Genomic DNA, 16,836 nt, shown 5'->3' on the forward strand with positions numbered 1-16,836 from the left:
CTGCATTGAAGGAACTCGGCAAAATGCCTCCGTAACTTCGGGAGAAGGAGGCCCCGTTCGTGGGCAACCACGGGCGGGGGGCACAGACCAGGGGGTGGCGACTGTTTACTAAAAACACAGGTCTCTGCGAAGTCGCAAGACGACGTATAGGGACTGACGCCTGCCCGGTGCCGGAAGGTTAAAAGGAGAGGTGCAAGCCTTGAATTGAAGCCCCGGTAAACGGCGGCCGTAACTATAACGGTCCTAAGGTAGCGAAATTCCTTGTCGGGTAAGTTCCGACCTGCACGAATGGCGTAACGACTTCCCCGCTGTCTCCAATGCAGACTCAGCGAAATTGAATTCCCCGTGAAGATGCGGGGTTCCCGCGGTCAGACGGAAAGACCCCGTGCACCTTTACTACAGCTTCACACTGGCATCAGGTCAGCGATGTGCAGGATAGGTGGTAGGCTTTGAACCGGGGACGCCAGTTCCCGGGGAGCCATCCTTGAGATACCACCCTTCGCTCATCTGATGTCTAACCGCGGACCGTTATCCGGTTCCGGGACCCTGTGTGGCGGGTAGTTTGACTGGGGCGGTCGCCTCCCAAACAGTAACGGAGGCGCGCGATGGTGGGCTCAGACCGGTCGGAAATCGGTCGTCGAGTGCAATGGCATAAGCCCGCCTGACTGCGAGACTGACAAGTCGAGCAGAGACGAAAGTCGGTCATAGTGATCCGGTGGTCCCGAGTGGAAGGGCCATCGCTCAACGGATAAAAGGTACGCCGGGGATAACAGGCTGATACTGCCCAAGAGTCCATATCGACGGCAGTGTTTGGCACCTCGATGTCGGCTCATCACATCCTGGGGCTGGAGAAGGTCCCAAGGGTACGGCTGTTCGCCGTTTAAAGTGGTACGTGAGCTGGGTTTAGAACGTCGTGAGACAGTTCGGTCCCTATCTGCCGTGGGTGTAGGAGACTTGAGAGGAGTTGCCCCTAGTACGAGAGGACCGGGGTGAACGCACCACTGGTGGACCTGTTGTCGTGCCAACGGCAGTGCAGGGTAGCTAAGTGCGGACAGGATAACCGCTGAAGGCATCTAAGCGGGAAGCCCCCCTCAAAACAAGGTCTCCCTTGAGGGCCGTGGAAGACCACCACGTCGATAGGCCGGAGATGTAAGTGCAGCAATGCATTCAGTTGACCGGTACTAATCGCCCGACAGGCTTGATACGATCCAGTGGAAGAGAGGAACACCCTCCCACATGGTCGAAAGTCAGACCCAACACACCAGTAAAACATGGAAAGACAGTCATCGTGTAGAACGGCTTCCCCGTTGCGCAGCATCACGCTGTGCTCCGGTGGCAGCCGGTGTGTCTTGCCGGTTTGGTGGCTTTAGCGTGAGCGAAACACCCGATCCCATCCCGAACTCGGCCGTTAAGCGCCACAGCGCCGATGGTACTGCGTCTTAAGACGTGGGAGAGTAGGTCACCGCCAAACCTGTCAGACACACCAAACGCTCTCTTACGGTCTCAATCAAATACCAGACGGCACGCAGAAGCCGATACGGGGAAACCTTCCCCGTCACGCAGCACAAAACTGCAACTCTGCAAAAGCGTCGCGGGGTGGAGCAGCCCGGTAGCTCGTCAGGCTCATAACCTGAAGGTCACAGGTTCAAATCCTGTCCCCGCAACCACTGTTAGCGAAGACCTGTGCATCGCGCAGGTCTTTTCGATTCCAGCATCCGAAAACGCAAGTAATCCATCAGGATCGCTTGGGCACAAAATTCAATGGTTCGGCGAGGACAACCCCTACGGATCAAAATCACAGACCCGAACGCGCGGCACTCGCTTCAGTGCCCCCGGCGACATGGTTTGCCAGCAGATCCTTCAGAGATTGTGGCCTGCCATAAAAATACCCCTGAGCCTCAAAACAGTTCTCCTGAAGGAGAATTTTGACGTGCTCTTCCGTCTCCACGCCTTCGCAAAGCAGTTCGATCCCAAGTCCACTGCATAAGGCGCGGACCGAGCGGACGATTGCGAGGGCATCCGTGTCGTCGGTCCCGAGGGCCTGGACGAAACATTTGTCCAGTTTGAGTTTCCGCAGAGGGAGTTTGGACAGATAGGCCATGGACGAATACCCCGTTCCGAAATCGTCCAGGGCCCAGGACACGCCCAGGGTTTCGACGTCGCGCATGGTTTCCACGACCGAATCAGATGGGGACGTGAACACCGACTCGGTGAGTTCCAGCCATAACCTGTGCGCAGGCAAACTGCTGGTGCGAAGGGTGGACTGAACGTCTCCGACCAGATCGCTGTCGAGCATCTGCAAACCGGATACGTTGACCGCGACGCTCACATCGGGGGGCATCTGCATTGCATCCCGGGCGGCCCGACCAAGCACCCAGCGGCCGATTTCGGCGATCGAGCCGTTTGATTCCGCAATTTCGATGAACTCGTCGGGAAAAACCTGGCCAAGTTCGGGATTGGTCCAGCGCAGCAGGGCCTCCACGCCGATCAGACGCCCGTCCCTCATATCGAACTGGGGCTGGTAGACGAGGTTAAACTCCTCATCCTCGATAGCCGTCCACATGGCCCGTTCGATTGCCCGGGCGCGCTGTTTTCGTTCGATTTTATCCGGCTCATGGGCGTGGATGCGGGTGCCGCCAAGCTGTTGCGCCTGGTCCAGGGCTTCCTCGGCGTAGTCGAGCAGATCGGTGGCCAAAACTTTGGATCCGGCTTTGTGATCCGCATAACCGATCCGCGCGCCAACCCTGGCGCTCGTGGTTCCTAACACGTAGGGCGCGGCAATGATATCCCGGATGCGCTTTGCGGTTTCTACGGAGGCCGCAGCGTCCTCCGTGTTCACGGAATAAACCGCGAACCCGTCACCTTCTAGGCGTACGACATCCGACAATCCATTGCCGGTACGGCTCAACCGTTTCACGGCCTCCTTGAGCACGAGGTTCCCGACATCCCGGCCATAGGTCATGTTGATGGTCTTAAAGCGGTGCAGGTTGAGGGCAAATACCGAGACGTCGTTGCCCGCATCCATGTGCTTCTGCAACCGGTCCAGAAATTCGTGGCGGCGCAGTGCGCCGGTACGCCCGTCATGGGTGGAGAGATAGATGAGCTGCTTTTCCTTTTCCCGCAGGGCCGTAACATCCCTCGCGGAGATGGTTGCAATCCGTCTCGGCCCATCGCTGCCGTTTTGGCGCCGGTCCGCGACCTCGAGTTCGGACGGTGTGACCGAATACTGAAAAACATGCCGGCCGTGATGGGTTTCCTGAAACCCGGAGGGTTCCCAACTCCCCCGCGCCAGCGCCTCAATTGCGGCGAGGGCAGCCTGCTCGAGCTCCCTGGGGATGGTTTGCGAACCGTCGCCACGCTCGGAGATCAGCTGCTTTGCGCTGGCGCTGCTGCTGAGAATGGCACCGGTATGATCCAGCACCAAAATCATGTCGGAGCTGTCATTGAAGACCTGCTCGAGCAGGCGCCGCGTGTTGCCGATCTCCGCACGGGTGTAGCGTATCAGCCAGTTGCTGACATCAAGGGCCTTTGCCAGACGCCAAAGCCCGTAGATCAGCAGCCCAGGGTAGAGCACGCCCGTCGACAGCAAAACAGCCTGGGACCGGAACAGCCACAGCCCGGTGACCTCAACGGCGCCGATGAGGACCACGGACTGTGTCATCAGCTTCCAGTGGCCGAACCCGCGCCGCCTGATCTCGAAAAGGCCGATGGCCGCGGTGAGCAGGAGAATGCCGAACCAACCGGTTGTGGGTTGCGGAATGATCTGCCGCGAGAGGGTTTCGCTCGCCAGAATATGGATCAGCGGACCTGGAACAATGCCATGCACGGGCACGGCGAAATTGTCGCGTAACTCAACCGCGTGGGCACCTATGACAACCGATTTACCCTCAAATGCGGATGCCGGAACGGTGCCGTCCAGAACATCCGCCACGGAGTAAAACGGGATGCTGGCGGGCTGGAGCGCGAAATTGATCCGGAACAGCCCGTTTTCCGGCCCGAACACTCCGGACAGGAAAGAAGCGGCGGACGGCATGTCCATGCCGTCGATCTCTCCACTGAAATAGTAGTGCCTGACCATGCCGTCCGCGTTTGCCGGCACGTTCACCGAGACCGGCCAGCTGAGTGCCTCGAAGGCGGAGTAGGGCAGGTTGTGGCTCAGCTCCGCATCCTCGTCCGGGCGGGCGGTGGCATCTTGCGCAAACGCGGCGAGATATGTACTGCCTCCGGCCCGGTCGAGCGCCGCCTCGAAGGCCGCGTCATCAGCGGGATTGCTTGCAAACGCAAAATCGATGTCAAAAAATACGTCGCGCGGGCCCGCTTCGGAAATTCGGTCCAGCAGGTCGGCATGAATCCGGCGGGGCCACGGCCAGATCCCGATCCGTTTCAGGCTTTTGTCATCGATTGCCACAAATACCGTGTCACCGGTGACCTCCACCGGTGACAGTCGCATTCGGAAATCCGCTATTGCGGTGTCGAGCGGCCGCAGGACACCTGTCAGGGACGCAAAAGCGGCGATCAGGGTGATCACCGCAACGGCACCAATTCGGGTCAAAACTGCCAGTGTGCCTGCCTCCGCCGGGTTTCGTTCCGGTCAGGCCGTCCAAACGGATCCCGTGGGTTTTAACTCAGGGATCCGCTTGTCGAACCCTGATTATGCGGCCAAATCAATCATCGTCATCATCGTCATCATCGTCATCATCGTCATCATCGTCATCATCGTCATCATCGTCATCGTCATCATTGTTGCTGCCGCCGTTTCCTTTCCCGTTCCCGTTATTGCCCTTGCCGTTTCCGGTGTTCCCGTTGTTTCCGTTCCCGTTGTTCCCGGAGCCGTCATCGTCGTCATCATTGTTGCTGCCGCCGTTCCCGTTCCCGTTGCCGTTATTGCCGTTCCCGTTTCCGGTGTTCCCGTTGTTTCCGTTTCCGTTGTTCGCGGAGACGTCATCGTCGTCATCACTGTTGCTGCCGCCGTTTCCGTTTCCGTTCCCGTTATTGCCGTTCCCGTTTCCGGTGTTCCCGTTGTTTCCATTCCCGTTGTTCCCGGAGTCGTCATCGTCGTCATCACTGTTGCTGCCGCCGTTTCCGTTCCCGTTATTGCCGTTCCCGTTTCCGTTGTTCCCGGAGTTGCTGTCGCCATCATCGTTGCCGCCGCTGGTGTTTCCGTTTCCGGTGTTTCCGTTGTTTTTGTTCCTGTTTTTCTTCTTCTTCTTTTTCTTTTTGGAATTCCCGGCTTCTGAATCCGATCCCCTGCCGGATTTCGTTGCAGCTGCTGATGCGGCGGCTGCGGCTAGGATTTCAGGTCCATCACTGTCATTGCTGCCGCCGTTCCCGGACGCCGCCGCACTCCGGCGCGAAGAAGATCGTGAGGTTTTTTTTGATTTGGCGGGATCGAGTTCCTCGCTGACGCTCTCAATCGTTTCCGCCGGCTGCGGTGCCGCCACAACCGTCACGGCCGCCTCACCGGACGCCGATACCATGGCCATCTGTCCCGGCGTTACGCTGGTTTCCCTGGAGGACCCGGAATTGCGCACGTTGACCTGGCCCCGGTCCACGCGCACCGAGGATCCCTTCCGGTTGACTGACACCTCGAACACCGTGCCTTTCACAACCGCTGCCATATGCGGGGTTTCCACCTCGGCGTGGCGCCGGTCCCGGACCTCGAGGTCCAGAACCACAGAGCCCTTGCGGTGAACAACCTTTGTGTTTGACCCTTCGTTCTGCCAGGTGGCAATCGCCGTCAGGCTGCCCGGATGGATCAGAATGCGTTCCTCATCGCGACGCAGGATAACGCGCCCCCGGCGCCCGGTCTGAATCCAGCTGGCATTCGGAATCTCCTGCCCGGTAGCAACCTCACTCCAGGTTTTTCCATCAGGTGCGAAAAATACGTCACCGCCGGCCCGGTCCACCGTCCAACCCGACGATGCCTTCGCATCACCTGCAAAAATCAAAACTGTCAGGAACAGAAGGTGAATCAGTACGCGCATGTCAGAATCTCCGGAGTTGAGGGAGACTTCTCACACGTGACTTCATAACGTACGGTTAAATGCAGTCGGAACCGGTACTGTTTGGAGGCCGAATACCGCATGGCCGGGGCGGAACTGATCCGCCCCGCGCCTCGATGGCGTCAGGCGCGAACGTGGAGGTTCTGCACGCCGCGACGCTCGCGGATCGCGTCCTTGATGACGGCTTTGGTCAGCGCTGTGCACATGAGGAACATGACGAGGCTGAACGGCAGTGCCCCGATCACCATTGCGGTTCTGATCGCATCCAAACCGCCCACGAGGAGCAGGCCACCAACCACCAGGCTGAGCGCCACACCCCAGAAGATGATGTGAGCCCGGCCTTTCGGACTTTCCTCTCCCGCCGCGTTGATCGTGTTGACGATCAGAATGGCGGAGTCAGCGGTGGTGACGAGGTAGGTCAGCAACAGAACCACTACGATCGCTGCCATAGCCCAGGCCAGGCCGCTGCCGAGCATCAAATCCAGCATGACGAAGAGCTGACTCTCCTGTCCCGCCCCGGAAATCGCGTCTCCGGCCCCGCCGTTCAGTGTCATGTCGATGGCGGTCCCGCCGACCAGGGTGAACCAGACAAAACACATCAGCGAGGGGACGATTATGGCGCCGAGAACATATTCCCGAATGCTGCGCCCCCGGGAAATGCGGGCGAGGAACACGCCGACAAACGGCGCAAACGCAATCCACCAGGCCCAGTAGAAAACCGACCAGCCGCCCTGCCATGACGCAAGTGCATCACCGGTTTCGCTGCCATCCGGATGCCAGACCGTGAACAGCAGTCGCGGAAGTTCAGTGATATATGCGATCAGTCCGTCAAACAGCGCTCCAAGGCCAAAGAACGTTGACCCAAACAGCACGAAGAACGCGAGCAGGAAGAAACTCAAACCCATATTGAGGTTCGACAGCCACTTGATCCCCTTGCCAACGCCCGAGAGCGCAGACAGCGTAGATGCGCCCAGAATGACGATCAGTGCCACAACGATCCCCGCCGCACTCGGTTTGCCATCCGCCAGAACGATCCAGTCGCCAAACCCAACCCGGTTGAGACCCGCTACGAACTGCTCGACGCCAAACCCCAGGGTCTGCGCCACGCCCAGGATCGTCGCAACCACGGCGACCACGTCGACAACGTGACCCCCAACACCGGAAAGCCGAGCGCCAAACAATGGCGTCAGCGCCGACCGCACCGTCAGGGGAAGATTGCGCCGATAGGAGAAATAGGCGAGCGACAGACCAACCAGGGCATAACAGGCCCAGGCCGAAAAGCCCCAGTGCAGGAAGGACCAGACATAGGCCGCGGTTACGTTGTCCGCACCCGATGCGGTCGTCTCGCCCATAATAACATTGGGGTTGTTGGCGAAATGATACATGGGCTCGGCTGTGGCGAACGTGAGCATGCCAATGCCGATACCGGCGCCGAACATCATGGAAAACCACGAAAACCGCGAAAACTCCGGGCGGTCATCGGGCAGACCGAGCTTGAGCCGTCCGGTTGTCGGCACCAGCGCCAGACCGACGCACAGGATCAGGAATATCGCCACAACCCAGATATACCAGCTGGCGAAGCTGTTGAGCATGGCGCCGTTCAGCGCATTGAGCACCGCCGCGGCATTTTCCGGCACCGTGATGGCCCAGACGATCAGAGCGCTCACCAGAATTTTCGACGGGATGGCCACACTCCGCGCAAAGCCGGAATAAAAGCCCTCATCGGCCGTCGGAATATGTAAATTCATAAGGGGTGGTTTGTCAGGCATGTGTCCTCCGTTTTGTTGGGAACCGTCCGGACAGCCGACTTCATTCGCCGAGCGCAATTGCCCGGCGTGGGCGGTCCAGATCGTTCCATGGAAGCGGCGTATCGAAATTGCCGCAGTAATTGGGGGCAGCCCCGTGCGGGGCTGGCCCGGGCTGCCGTCAGCTCGGCAGGTATTCCGCGCTCCAGCTTTCGCTGAGCTGACCGGATTTCAGCATCGTCTCAATGGCCGCGTCCGAGTAGCCAAGATCACGCAGGATATCCCGCGTTGACGCGCCAAATTTTTCGGTGGGCTGCAGCGCAAACACCTTCCCGCGCGAAGGGCGCACCGCATAGGGGTCGAGCTGCGTGACCTCATGTCCGCTCGGATGATCCGCATAGTGCGAGAAGGAATAGCTTCCCCGGTCGGTCCCAGGCGTTCCGTCCGGTTCACGCAGGTTTTCCGAACGTAGCGCATCAATGTTGTTGCAGATCGCGCATCCGATATCCGCCGCCCTCAGACGCTCAATCCATTCCGTGGCCGGATGCATCTGAAACGCTCCGGCCAGGTAGGCCGCACGCTCCTCCTCCGGAAGGTCGGGCAAATCGCCAAGATCCTCGACATTGCGGAACCGCGGCAGGTCCGTCTCATAGGCGCTCAGGAGGATGTAGATGCCCGAAGCCGTGCTGTAAAAGCGGCTTAACGGATCATACCCGTTCACTTCCGGACCGGACGGTTCGTCAAAAAGTCCGCGCCCCCGGTAGTCATAGGCAAACGGGATCTGCAGCAGGCCGCTGTTGGCCGACAGCGACGTGCGCCCGCGCCCGATCCTGCCAAAGCGGTGCTTCTGATAGAGCGCCGCCGCCACCGCCAGCGCCCCGCCAAATCCGCACATGACGTCGATCGTACCCACATGGGCGTGCTCTTCCGGCCGGTCCATCGCGCCGCCAAACCGAAGCATGATGCCCGTCGTTGCCTGAACCAGATCGTCATACCCGATGTAATCGGTCCGGGTGCCGCGCCGCACTCCGCTGAAACAGTCCAGCTTGCAGAAAATCGCCTCCGGGTTCAGCTTGCGCAGGCTCTCCGCGTCCAGGCCCATGCGTTTGATCTGGCTGTCCGGTGCGTTCCAAAAAATCACGTCAACGGATTTAACAAGGTCCTCAAAGACCTTTCGCCCGTGCTCCGATTTCACATCCGCCAGAATGGACTTTTTGCCGCGACCCTGGCTGAGTCCATAGATCACGGTGTTCCAGCTGTCATAAAGCGGCTGTGCCGGGTCGATCTTGATCACCTCGGCCCCAAAACGCGCAAGGTAACTCGCCGCGTGCGGCCCGGCGATGACGTTGCACATGTCCAGAACACGCACCCCCGACAGCCACCCTTCCTGGGCGATACCGTCCTCCGGGTCGGGAATTTCGGTGCGCAGCTTGCGCAGGATTTTCAGCGCCTCATCGAACTCGACCCAGCGCCGCGGTTCCGGGTTCAGCGCCTCCTCACCACTTTCCTCCATCCAGACGACCGGGCCGGGCTGGATCATCTCACCGTATTCCGGGTCCCACACATCGATCATCAGACCGGAGGTCTCGGCATATTCGTCGTTGATCCACTCCTGAAGCCAGCGCTGCGGCGCACCGGGTATCCCCGCGCGTCCGAACATGCGTTTCCACTCGTGAGAGGTGCGCGTCATGAACACCTCTTTCATCCGCGCCGCAATCTTGTCGGCCCATTCCTTCGGCATCGGGTAGACGCCAAGAGAGGTGTCTGAAACCCATTCCGACTGCGGTTTGTAGGTGTCGTCCTCTTCCTGCAGCCCCTCCGCGATCATCTCCTCATAAAGCCCCAGAACCTCAAGGCAGCGTCGCGCGTGGTATTTGTGGCTGGGGCAGACGACGTAGAACATGCGCCCGTCCTTGCACATGTAGCTGCGGAAGAACGGGTCGAGCAGTTCCTGAAGCTCCTCGTATGACACATTCATCGGCAGGCCCTCAACGCGACGCCGCTCGATCTCAATTTCCCGTTGCGTCAGATAGCGGCCGGGCATGTCCGAGACCTTAATGGAGTTGTAGCACAGCCCCTCCATCACCGCCGCCGCCAGTGGCACCTCGATTTGGTCGCCCAACCCCGTCACCTGCCGGGACTGCAACGCCAGCACCGACGCCGATGCCGCAATCTGCGAGGCATAGGCCGATGACAGGGGCAGGGGCGAGAATGACGGGTTCAACCCCATCAGAACCCGGTTAAGCCCCATATCGGTAAAAACCCCGGAACTCGCGGCCACCACGCTTTCGAAAGCCCGCTGTTCCCGACGCTCCAGGTCGTTCGAGGCAAATCCAGGGATCGATATCGTGATGAGTTCGGGGCGCTCTTCCCGCATCGCCGCGAAATCGATACCCAGTGCCGCCAGTTTCCCGGGCCGGAAATTCTCGACAATGATGTCGGCCTCCGCGCACAGGGCCCGCGCTTTCTCCAGACCGTCGGTGGACGTCAGGTCGAGGTTCACGATCACCTTGTTGCGCATCAGCGCCGCATTGGCCGGGCTGTCCCACATCGGCCCGTCCGGCGGATCGACATGCACGACGGTCGCACCCAGATCACCCAGCAGCATCGCAACGGCCGGGCCCGCGATATACTGGCCGAAATCGACCACTTTCACCCCCGTCAGGGGCAGACTGGAAAACGAAGTACGCATTGTTCCTCCCAGGCTGATGCGCCGTTACTGACCCGCCAGAACCCAGCGGGCCGCTTTCTCCGCGATCATCAGCGTCGGGGAATTGGTGTTCCCGCTGGTGATTTCAGGCATGATGCTGGCATCCACGACCCGCAGGCCGGACACGCCCTTCATCCGCAGGTGCGGGTCGAGGACGGCACTGTCATCATCATCCCGACCCATTTTTACCGTTCCGACCGGATGAAAAATCGTGTTTGCAATATCGCCTGCCAGTTTGGCCAGATCTCCGTCGCTCTGATACTGCACACCGGGCTTGAATTCCTCAGGCTCATATTTCTCCATCGCAGGCTTCGACATGATCTCCCGCACCTGGCGCAGACTGTCTGCCGCGACCTTCCGGTCGTCATCCGTGTCGAGGTAATTGGGTGCCATCATCGGCGCGTCACGAAAATTGGCCGAGCGGATGCGTACCGTTCCACGACTGCTCGGGTTGAGGTTGCAAACGCTGACCGTCATGGCGGGAAAGGCATGCAGGGGTTCACCGAAGGCGTCGAGGCTCAATGGCTGTACATGGTATTCGAGGTTGGCGTGGCTGCGCCCCGGATCCGAACGGGTAAAAGCGCCAAGCTGACTGGGCGACATGCTCATCGGGCCGGAGCGCCTGAACAGGTACTCCACACCGATCATGGCTTTACCGAGGAGATTGCCCGCCAGGGTGTTGAGTGTGCGCGTCCCGGCCACCTTGTAGACCGCGCGGATCTGCAGGTGATCCTGAAGGTTCTCCCCCACCGGAGCATCGCGCAGCACCTCAATCCCATGGGACTTTAGCACGTCCGCTGGTCCGATGCCCGAAAGCTGCAAAATCTGCGGCGAATTGATCGCCCCGGCCGACAGCAGCGTCTCGCGGCGTGCGATGACATCGACAACCTGATCCCCGCGATGAACCCGGGCTCCGGAACACTTCAGGGCCCCATCCGCATCGCGATCAAAGGTCAGCTTTTCAACCAGCGCCTCGGTCCAGACCGTCAGGTTCCGCCGAGACTTCACCGGACGCAAAAACGCCTTCGATGTGTTCCAGCGCCAGCCCGACCTCTGGTTTACGTCGAAATAGCCTACACCGGCATTGTCGCCGCTGTTGAAATCATCCGTTTTTTCGATCCCGGCCTCGGTCGCGGCATCGGCAAAACTGTCCAGCACATCCCAGCGCAGCCGCTGTTTTTCCACACGCCATTCGCCTCCATGGCCATGCATGTCGGAAAACCTGGCATTGTCTCCGGTCTTCGGGTCCGCACCATCGTCGAGGCGATAGTGGTCCTCATGCGCCTTGAAATCCTCAAGTGAGCCGTCCCAGCTCCACGCGTCCTCGCCGGTCAGATGCGCCCAGTTGTCGTAGTCCCGCTTCTGCCCGCGCATGTAGATCATGCCATTGATCGACGAACAGCCACCCAGCGTTTTACCGCGCGGATAGCGCAGAACCCGCCCGTTCAAACCCTTGTCGGCCTCGGTGTTGTACATCCAGTCGGTACGGGGATTGCCGATGCAGTAGAGATAGCCAACAGGAATATGAATCCACGGATAACTGTCCCGCTTGCCTGCCTCCAGGAGCAACACGCGATTACTCGGGTTAGCGCTCAACCGATTGGCCAAAAGACAGCCCGCGGAGCCGCCACCGATGACGATGAAGTCAAATTCCGTTGTACTGTCGGCCATGACGGCACCCCCCATTGTCCTGGTCCTGCGTGTTTGGGAGGTGAAACCTGTCGCGCCCCGACACCGCCTTTGGCGATCTGTTGGTTCAGGTCGCGTCGGCGCCTCCCGCCGCAGCATTTCAGGCTGGTTTAGAGAGACGTCATCCACATTGCTAATGACAAATTTCTCGTTGTGATATTAGAATTTTTAATATGCAGCGATTTTCAACCGTGAACAGCATCCTCGCATTTGTCACCGTCGCGCGGGAAGGCTCCGTCTCCCGCGCCGCCGAGGTGCTCAACCTGACGCAACCCGCAGTCACCCATCAGTTGCGGCGTCTAAGCGAGGATACCGGCATAACCCTGTTCAGACGAACTCCGCGCGGGCTGGACCTGACACCCGACGGCGCCGCCATGCTGCCAAAGGCAGAAGAGGTTCTGGCTGCAATGACCGAATTCCGCCGCAGCGCCAGCCGACAGCTTGGTCAGGTCTCAGGCATCGTCCGGATCGGCACCATTGTGGATCCGGAGTTCATCCGTCTTGGACGCCTTCTGAGCGCGCTGGGTGCCGCCCACCCGAACATCAGCGCCGAGCTTGTCCACGGCGTCAGCGGCAACATCCTCGACCGGCTGAAACGCCGTCGCATCGACGCGGGCTTTTACCTCACTGGCCCGGAAAGCATAGACGCCATTCCCGCGGATCAACCTCTCTGTGTCAAAAAACTCGCTGATTTCATCTACCGCGTCATTGCACCATCGGGATGGCAGGCCAGGCTCGCCGGGGCCGACTGGTCTGATCTTGCGCAACTTCCGTGGATCGGCACGCCGGAAGCCTCGGTCCACAACCGTCTGCTTTCCCGGATTTTCGCGGAACACAACTGCACCCAGCGCACGGTGGCTCTCGTCGATCAGGAAGCCTCCATGCTCGAAATGGTCCGCTCCGGCGTCGGATTAAGCCTCTGTCGCGAATCCATTGCCCTCCATCAGCGCCAGTCGTTCGGCCTCGCCATGAGCGACCATCTCAAGGTTCCCGCCTGCCTCGTCATGCTCAGCCTTGAGGAGCGGCGGGAGAACCCCGTCATCGGCGCACTCTTCGAACAACTTGATCGCGTCTGGTAAACTCACCCCACGCTTCAGTGCCGCCGGTTCACAAAAGTCGCCCACATGCTGGAAATGGTTGTCATTTGTCCGTTATGCATTGATGCTACCTCAAAAGACTGGACTTACAGCATTTAGGGGAGAACCATGAAAACACCTGCATATCTGACCGCGCTCGCCGCCCTGGCCGTCGCCGTCCCGGCACAGGCCGAATTCGCACTGGACGACCGTTACGTGGACAATGACGGCGATCTGGTCGCCGATATCCCGGAGGACGCGTCGGAACAGATCGATCCCGATACTCTGATCTTTGCCTATACCCCGGTTGAGGATCCGGCCGTGTACGCTGAGGTCTGGCAGGGGTTCCTCGATCACATGGCTGAGCTGACCGGCAAAAACGTGCAGTTCTTCCCGGTCCAGTCCAACGCCGCCCAGATCGAGGCGATGCGCGCCGGCCGTCTGCATGTGGCCGGTTTCAACACCGGCTCAAACCCGATCGCCGTGGCCTGCGCCGGCTTCAGGCCTTTTGCCATGATGGCAGCCGAGGACGGCTCCTATGGCTATGAGATGGAGATCATCACCTATCCCGGCTCCGGCATTGAGGCGGTTGAGGACATCAAGGGCAAGGAACTTGCCTTCACCTCCGAGACGTCCAACTCCGGGTTCAAGGCGCCATCCGCGATCCTGAAAGCCGAGTTTGAAATGGTCGCCGACACTGACTTTACGCCGGCCTTCTCGGGCGCCCATGACAGCTCGATTCTCGGCGTGGCCAACAAGGACTACGCGGCCGCATCAATCGCCAACTCGGTCAAGGCCCGCATGATCGACCGCGAGGTCATCACCGAGGATCAGGTGGTGACGGTCTACCAGTCCCAGACCTTCCCAACGACTGGTTACGGCACGGTCCATAACCTGACACCGGAACTCCAGGACAAAATCCGCGAGGCTTTCTTCACCTATGAGTGGGAAGGCACAAAGCTCGCCGAGGAGTTCGGCCGGAATGGCGAGGACCAGTTCATCGAGATCTCGTTCAAGGATGACTGGGCCGTGATCCGGACCATCGACGACGCCAATGGTGTTGTCTACGAATGCCAGTAATCTGATACCGGAAAGGTAAGGGTGCGGGCGGCCACGGCTGCCCGCGTTTTTGGGGAGGACCGCAATGCTGCGGATTGAGGATCTGTCGAAAGTCTACGCGACGGGTGACAGGGCGCTGAGCGACGTTTCGCTGGAGGTGCCGGAAGGCCAGATCATGGGCCTCATTGGACCGTCAGGAGCGGGCAAATCGACACTGATCCGCTGCATCAACCGCCTGGTTGAGCCCAGTTCCGGCAGTGTCAGGCTGGGTGATGTCGATCTGGTTAAGGTGGGCAAATCCGAGCTCCGCCTGCAGCGTCGCCGCATTGGCATGATTTTCCAGGAATATTCGCTGGTCGAACGTCTGACCGTCATGGAAAACGTGCTGTCGGGCCGTCTGGGATACGTGCCCTTCTGGCGAAGCTGGCTGCGCCGCTTCCCGCCCACGGATATTCAAAACGCCTACCGTCTGCTCGACAGGGTGGGCCTGCTGGAACATGCCGACAAGCGCGCTGACGCCCTTTCCGGCGGTCAGCGACAGCGTGTCGGCATCGCCCGCGCCCTCGCGCAGGAGCCCGAACTTCTACTGGTCGATGAACCGACCGCCAGCCTCGATCCCAAGACCAGCCGCCAGATCATGCGGCTGCTGGTCGAAATCTGCGAGGAGCGCGGCCTTCCGGCCATCGTCAACATACATGACGTACCCCTGGCTCAGCAGTTCATGCAGCGTATCGTCGGTCTTCAGGCGGGCCGTATCGTTTTCGACGGTGCGCCCGGCGATCTGACGGAAACCGCTCTGACGACGATTTACGGCGCCGAGGACTGGAACGCCATGCGCCGCGGCGACGAGGAACAGGCCCAGGCCGAAGCCGATGCCAGGGACCGCATGGCGGCACTCGCCCAATGAGCGGCGCCACCTATCCAACGACGTGGCGCCGCCCACCACAGATTATCCGGGACCGGCGCTGGCGCATCGCATTGCAGGTCGGGATTTTGGTTTATCTCGTGCTCGCCATCGGGTCGCTGGAGATCGACTGGGCCCGCGTTGCCGTGGGTCTGGAACGCGGGCAGCGTTTCGTAACCGGTTTTCTCCAGCCCGATTTCACCAGCCGCTGGGGCGATATCTCTCGCGGCCTCGTTGAAAGCCTGACCATGACACTGACCTCCACCGTGGTCGGCGTCGCCATTTCCGTACCCATCGGCATCGGGGCCGCTCGCAATCTCGCGCCGAGGGCCGTTTACCTGATCTGCCGCTCGATCATCGCCGTCAGCCGTTCACTACAGGAAGTGATCATCGCGATCTTTCTCGTGGCCATGTTCGGCTTTGGTCCCTTCGCCGGCTTCGTGACGCTTTCATTCGCCACGATCGGTTTCCTCGCCAAGTTGCTGGCCGACGACATTGAGGAAATCGACGAGGCCCAGGCCGAGGCGATCCGGTCGACCGGGGCATCCTGGTGGCAACTCGTCAACTACGCGGTTCAGCCCCAGGTCATGCCACGCCTGATTGGCCTGTCGCTCTATCGCCTCGACATCAATTTCCGTGAAAGCGCCGTGATCGGCATCGTCGGGGCAGGGGGCATCGGCGCCACCCTGAACACCGCCATCGACCGCTATGAATACGACAGCGCGGGCGCAATACTGCTCATCATCATCGCGATCGTCATGGTTGCCGAATACGCCTCCAGCTATCTGCGGAAGTTCCTGCAATGAGCGACATTTCCCATCACAGCCAGATCTGGCAGCACAGGACCCCGCGCACACGCCTGATGATCTGGTTCGGCTGGCTCGCCCTTGTGGCGCTGTTCGTGTGGTGCTGGCAGATCATGACGCAAAGCACGATCTGGGCCTTTGTCACCGACGCGCCGCGTCAGGCCGCTGATATAGGCGGCCGCATGTTCCCGCCCAAATGGGAATATCTGCCCGAACTGATGCTCCCGCTCTGGGACACCATCAACATCGCCACTCTTGGCACCATCGGCGGCGTCATCATGGCAGTGCCCGTGGCCTTCCTCGCCGCGCGCAACACGACGCCCTCCGTGGCCATTCTGCGCCCCATCGCGCTTTTCATCATCGTGGCCTCCCGGTCGATCAATTCCCTCATCTGGGCGCTGCTTTTGGTTGCAATCATCGGCCCCGGCATCCTTGCGGGCATTGTTGCCATCGCGCTGCGGTCCATCGGTTTCGTCGGAAAACTGCTCTATGAAGCCATCGAGGAAACCGACCCGCGCCAGCGTGAAGCCATCGAGGCGACCGGCGCCGGCGCCGCCCAGGTCCTCAGCTACGGCATCGTACCCCAGGTCATGCCCGCATTCTGGGGCATTTCGGTCTTCCGCTGGGATATCAACATCCGCGAAAGCACCATTCTGGGCCTCGTCGGCGCGGGCGGTATCGGCCTTAAACTTCAGGCGTCCCTCAACGTGCTTGCCTGGGGCCAGGTCACCGTCATCCTGCTCCTGATCCTCGCCACAGTCGTCCTCAGCGAATGGGTCTCCGCAAAAATCCGGCACGCCATCATCTAGCGTGCCAATTGGCGCTGGGCCGGACAATACCGGCCC

At 60.2% G+C, this 16,836-nt stretch carries 10 protein-coding genes, 1 tRNA gene and 2 rRNA genes (1 of these 13 cut by a window edge); 8 read left to right on the plus strand and 5 right to left on the minus strand.

Features of this window, described 5'->3' with window-relative positions; translation table 11 throughout:
• The 3 genes from ACP15P_RS04410 to ACP15P_RS04420 all read left to right on the plus strand — a co-directional run.
• Positions 1 to 1,206: ribosomal RNA gene (locus tag ACP15P_RS04410) — 23S ribosomal RNA — on the plus strand (it extends 1,635 nt beyond the left edge of the window).
• Positions 1,207 to 1,356: 150 nt separating this feature from the next.
• A 5S ribosomal RNA gene (gene rrf / locus ACP15P_RS04415) occupies positions 1,357 to 1,471 on the plus strand.
• Positions 1,472 to 1,590: 119 nt separating this feature from the next.
• Positions 1,591 to 1,667 (plus strand) — tRNA-Met (locus ACP15P_RS04420).
• A 128-nt stretch (positions 1,668 to 1,795) separates the two neighbouring features.
• On the opposite strand, the gene ACP15P_RS04425 is transcribed toward ACP15P_RS04420, so the two are convergent.
• The 5 genes from ACP15P_RS04425 to ACP15P_RS04445 form a co-directional block, all read right to left on the minus strand.
• The gene (locus ACP15P_RS04425; RefSeq protein WP_424927301.1) at positions 1,796 to 4,552 is read right to left on the minus strand and encodes an EAL domain-containing protein; all 2,757 of its coding nucleotides are present in this window, start codon (positions 4,550 to 4,552) and stop codon (positions 1,796 to 1,798) included.
• A gap of 112 nt (positions 4,553 to 4,664) precedes the next feature.
• The gene (locus ACP15P_RS04430) at positions 4,665 to 5,984 is read right to left on the minus strand and encodes a FecR domain-containing protein (protein WP_424927302.1); all 1,320 of its coding nucleotides are present in this window, start codon (positions 5,982 to 5,984) and stop codon (positions 4,665 to 4,667) included.
• A gap of 140 nt (positions 5,985 to 6,124) precedes the next feature.
• The gene (locus ACP15P_RS04435) at positions 6,125 to 7,771 is read right to left on the minus strand and encodes a BCCT family transporter (RefSeq protein WP_424927303.1); all 1,647 of its coding nucleotides are present in this window, start codon (positions 7,769 to 7,771) and stop codon (positions 6,125 to 6,127) included.
• A 157-nt stretch (positions 7,772 to 7,928) separates the two neighbouring features.
• Positions 7,929 to 10,439 (minus strand): CoA transferase, encoded by a 2,511-nt coding sequence (locus ACP15P_RS04440; RefSeq protein ID WP_424927304.1) that lies wholly within the window; start codon positions 10,437 to 10,439, stop codon positions 7,929 to 7,931.
• A gap of 24 nt (positions 10,440 to 10,463) precedes the next feature.
• On the minus strand, positions 10,464 to 12,128 hold the full coding sequence (locus ACP15P_RS04445) for a GMC family oxidoreductase (protein WP_424927305.1): 1,665 nt from the start codon (positions 12,126 to 12,128) through the stop codon (positions 10,464 to 10,466).
• A 191-nt stretch (positions 12,129 to 12,319) separates the two neighbouring features.
• Here ACP15P_RS04445 and ACP15P_RS04450 point away from each other — a divergent pair, with 191 nt between their 5' ends.
• The 5 genes from ACP15P_RS04450 to phnE (ACP15P_RS04470) all read left to right on the plus strand — a co-directional run bounded on the left by ACP15P_RS04450 (position 12,320) and on the right by phnE (ACP15P_RS04470) (position 16,800).
• The gene (locus tag ACP15P_RS04450) at positions 12,320 to 13,225 is read left to right on the plus strand and encodes a LysR family transcriptional regulator (protein ID WP_424927306.1); all 906 of its coding nucleotides are present in this window, start codon (positions 12,320 to 12,322) and stop codon (positions 13,223 to 13,225) included.
• Positions 13,226 to 13,351: 126 nt separating this feature from the next.
• Positions 13,352 to 14,302: a phosphate/phosphite/phosphonate ABC transporter substrate-binding protein gene (gene phnD / locus ACP15P_RS04455; RefSeq protein ID WP_424927307.1), complete on the plus strand. Its 951-nt coding sequence runs from the start codon at positions 13,352 to 13,354 to the stop codon at positions 14,300 to 14,302.
• 64 nt (positions 14,303 to 14,366) lie between these two features.
• Entirely contained in the window at positions 14,367 to 15,188 is an 822-nt protein-coding gene (phnC, locus tag ACP15P_RS04460) for a phosphonate ABC transporter ATP-binding protein (RefSeq protein ID WP_424927308.1), read from the plus strand.
• Positions 15,185 to 15,991 carry a phosphonate ABC transporter, permease protein PhnE gene (phnE, locus tag ACP15P_RS04465; RefSeq protein ID WP_424927309.1) on the plus strand — a complete coding sequence of 269 codons (807 nt, stop codon included), beginning with the start codon at positions 15,185 to 15,187 and terminating at the stop codon, positions 15,989 to 15,991. The genes phnC and phnE (ACP15P_RS04465) overlap by 4 nt, the downstream gene beginning before the upstream one ends.
• Positions 15,988 to 16,800 (plus strand): phosphonate ABC transporter, permease protein PhnE, encoded by an 813-nt coding sequence (phnE, locus tag ACP15P_RS04470; RefSeq protein ID WP_424927310.1) that lies wholly within the window; start codon positions 15,988 to 15,990, stop codon positions 16,798 to 16,800. Before phnE (ACP15P_RS04465) ends, phnE (ACP15P_RS04470) begins: the two co-directional genes overlap by 4 nt.
• Positions 16,801 to 16,836 lie beyond the last annotated feature (36 nt).

The sequence above is a fragment of the Amaricoccus tamworthensis genome (assembly GCF_049800875.1).
In the GTDB taxonomy this organism is placed as follows: domain Bacteria; phylum Pseudomonadota; class Alphaproteobacteria; order Rhodobacterales; family Rhodobacteraceae; genus Amaricoccus; species Amaricoccus tamworthensis.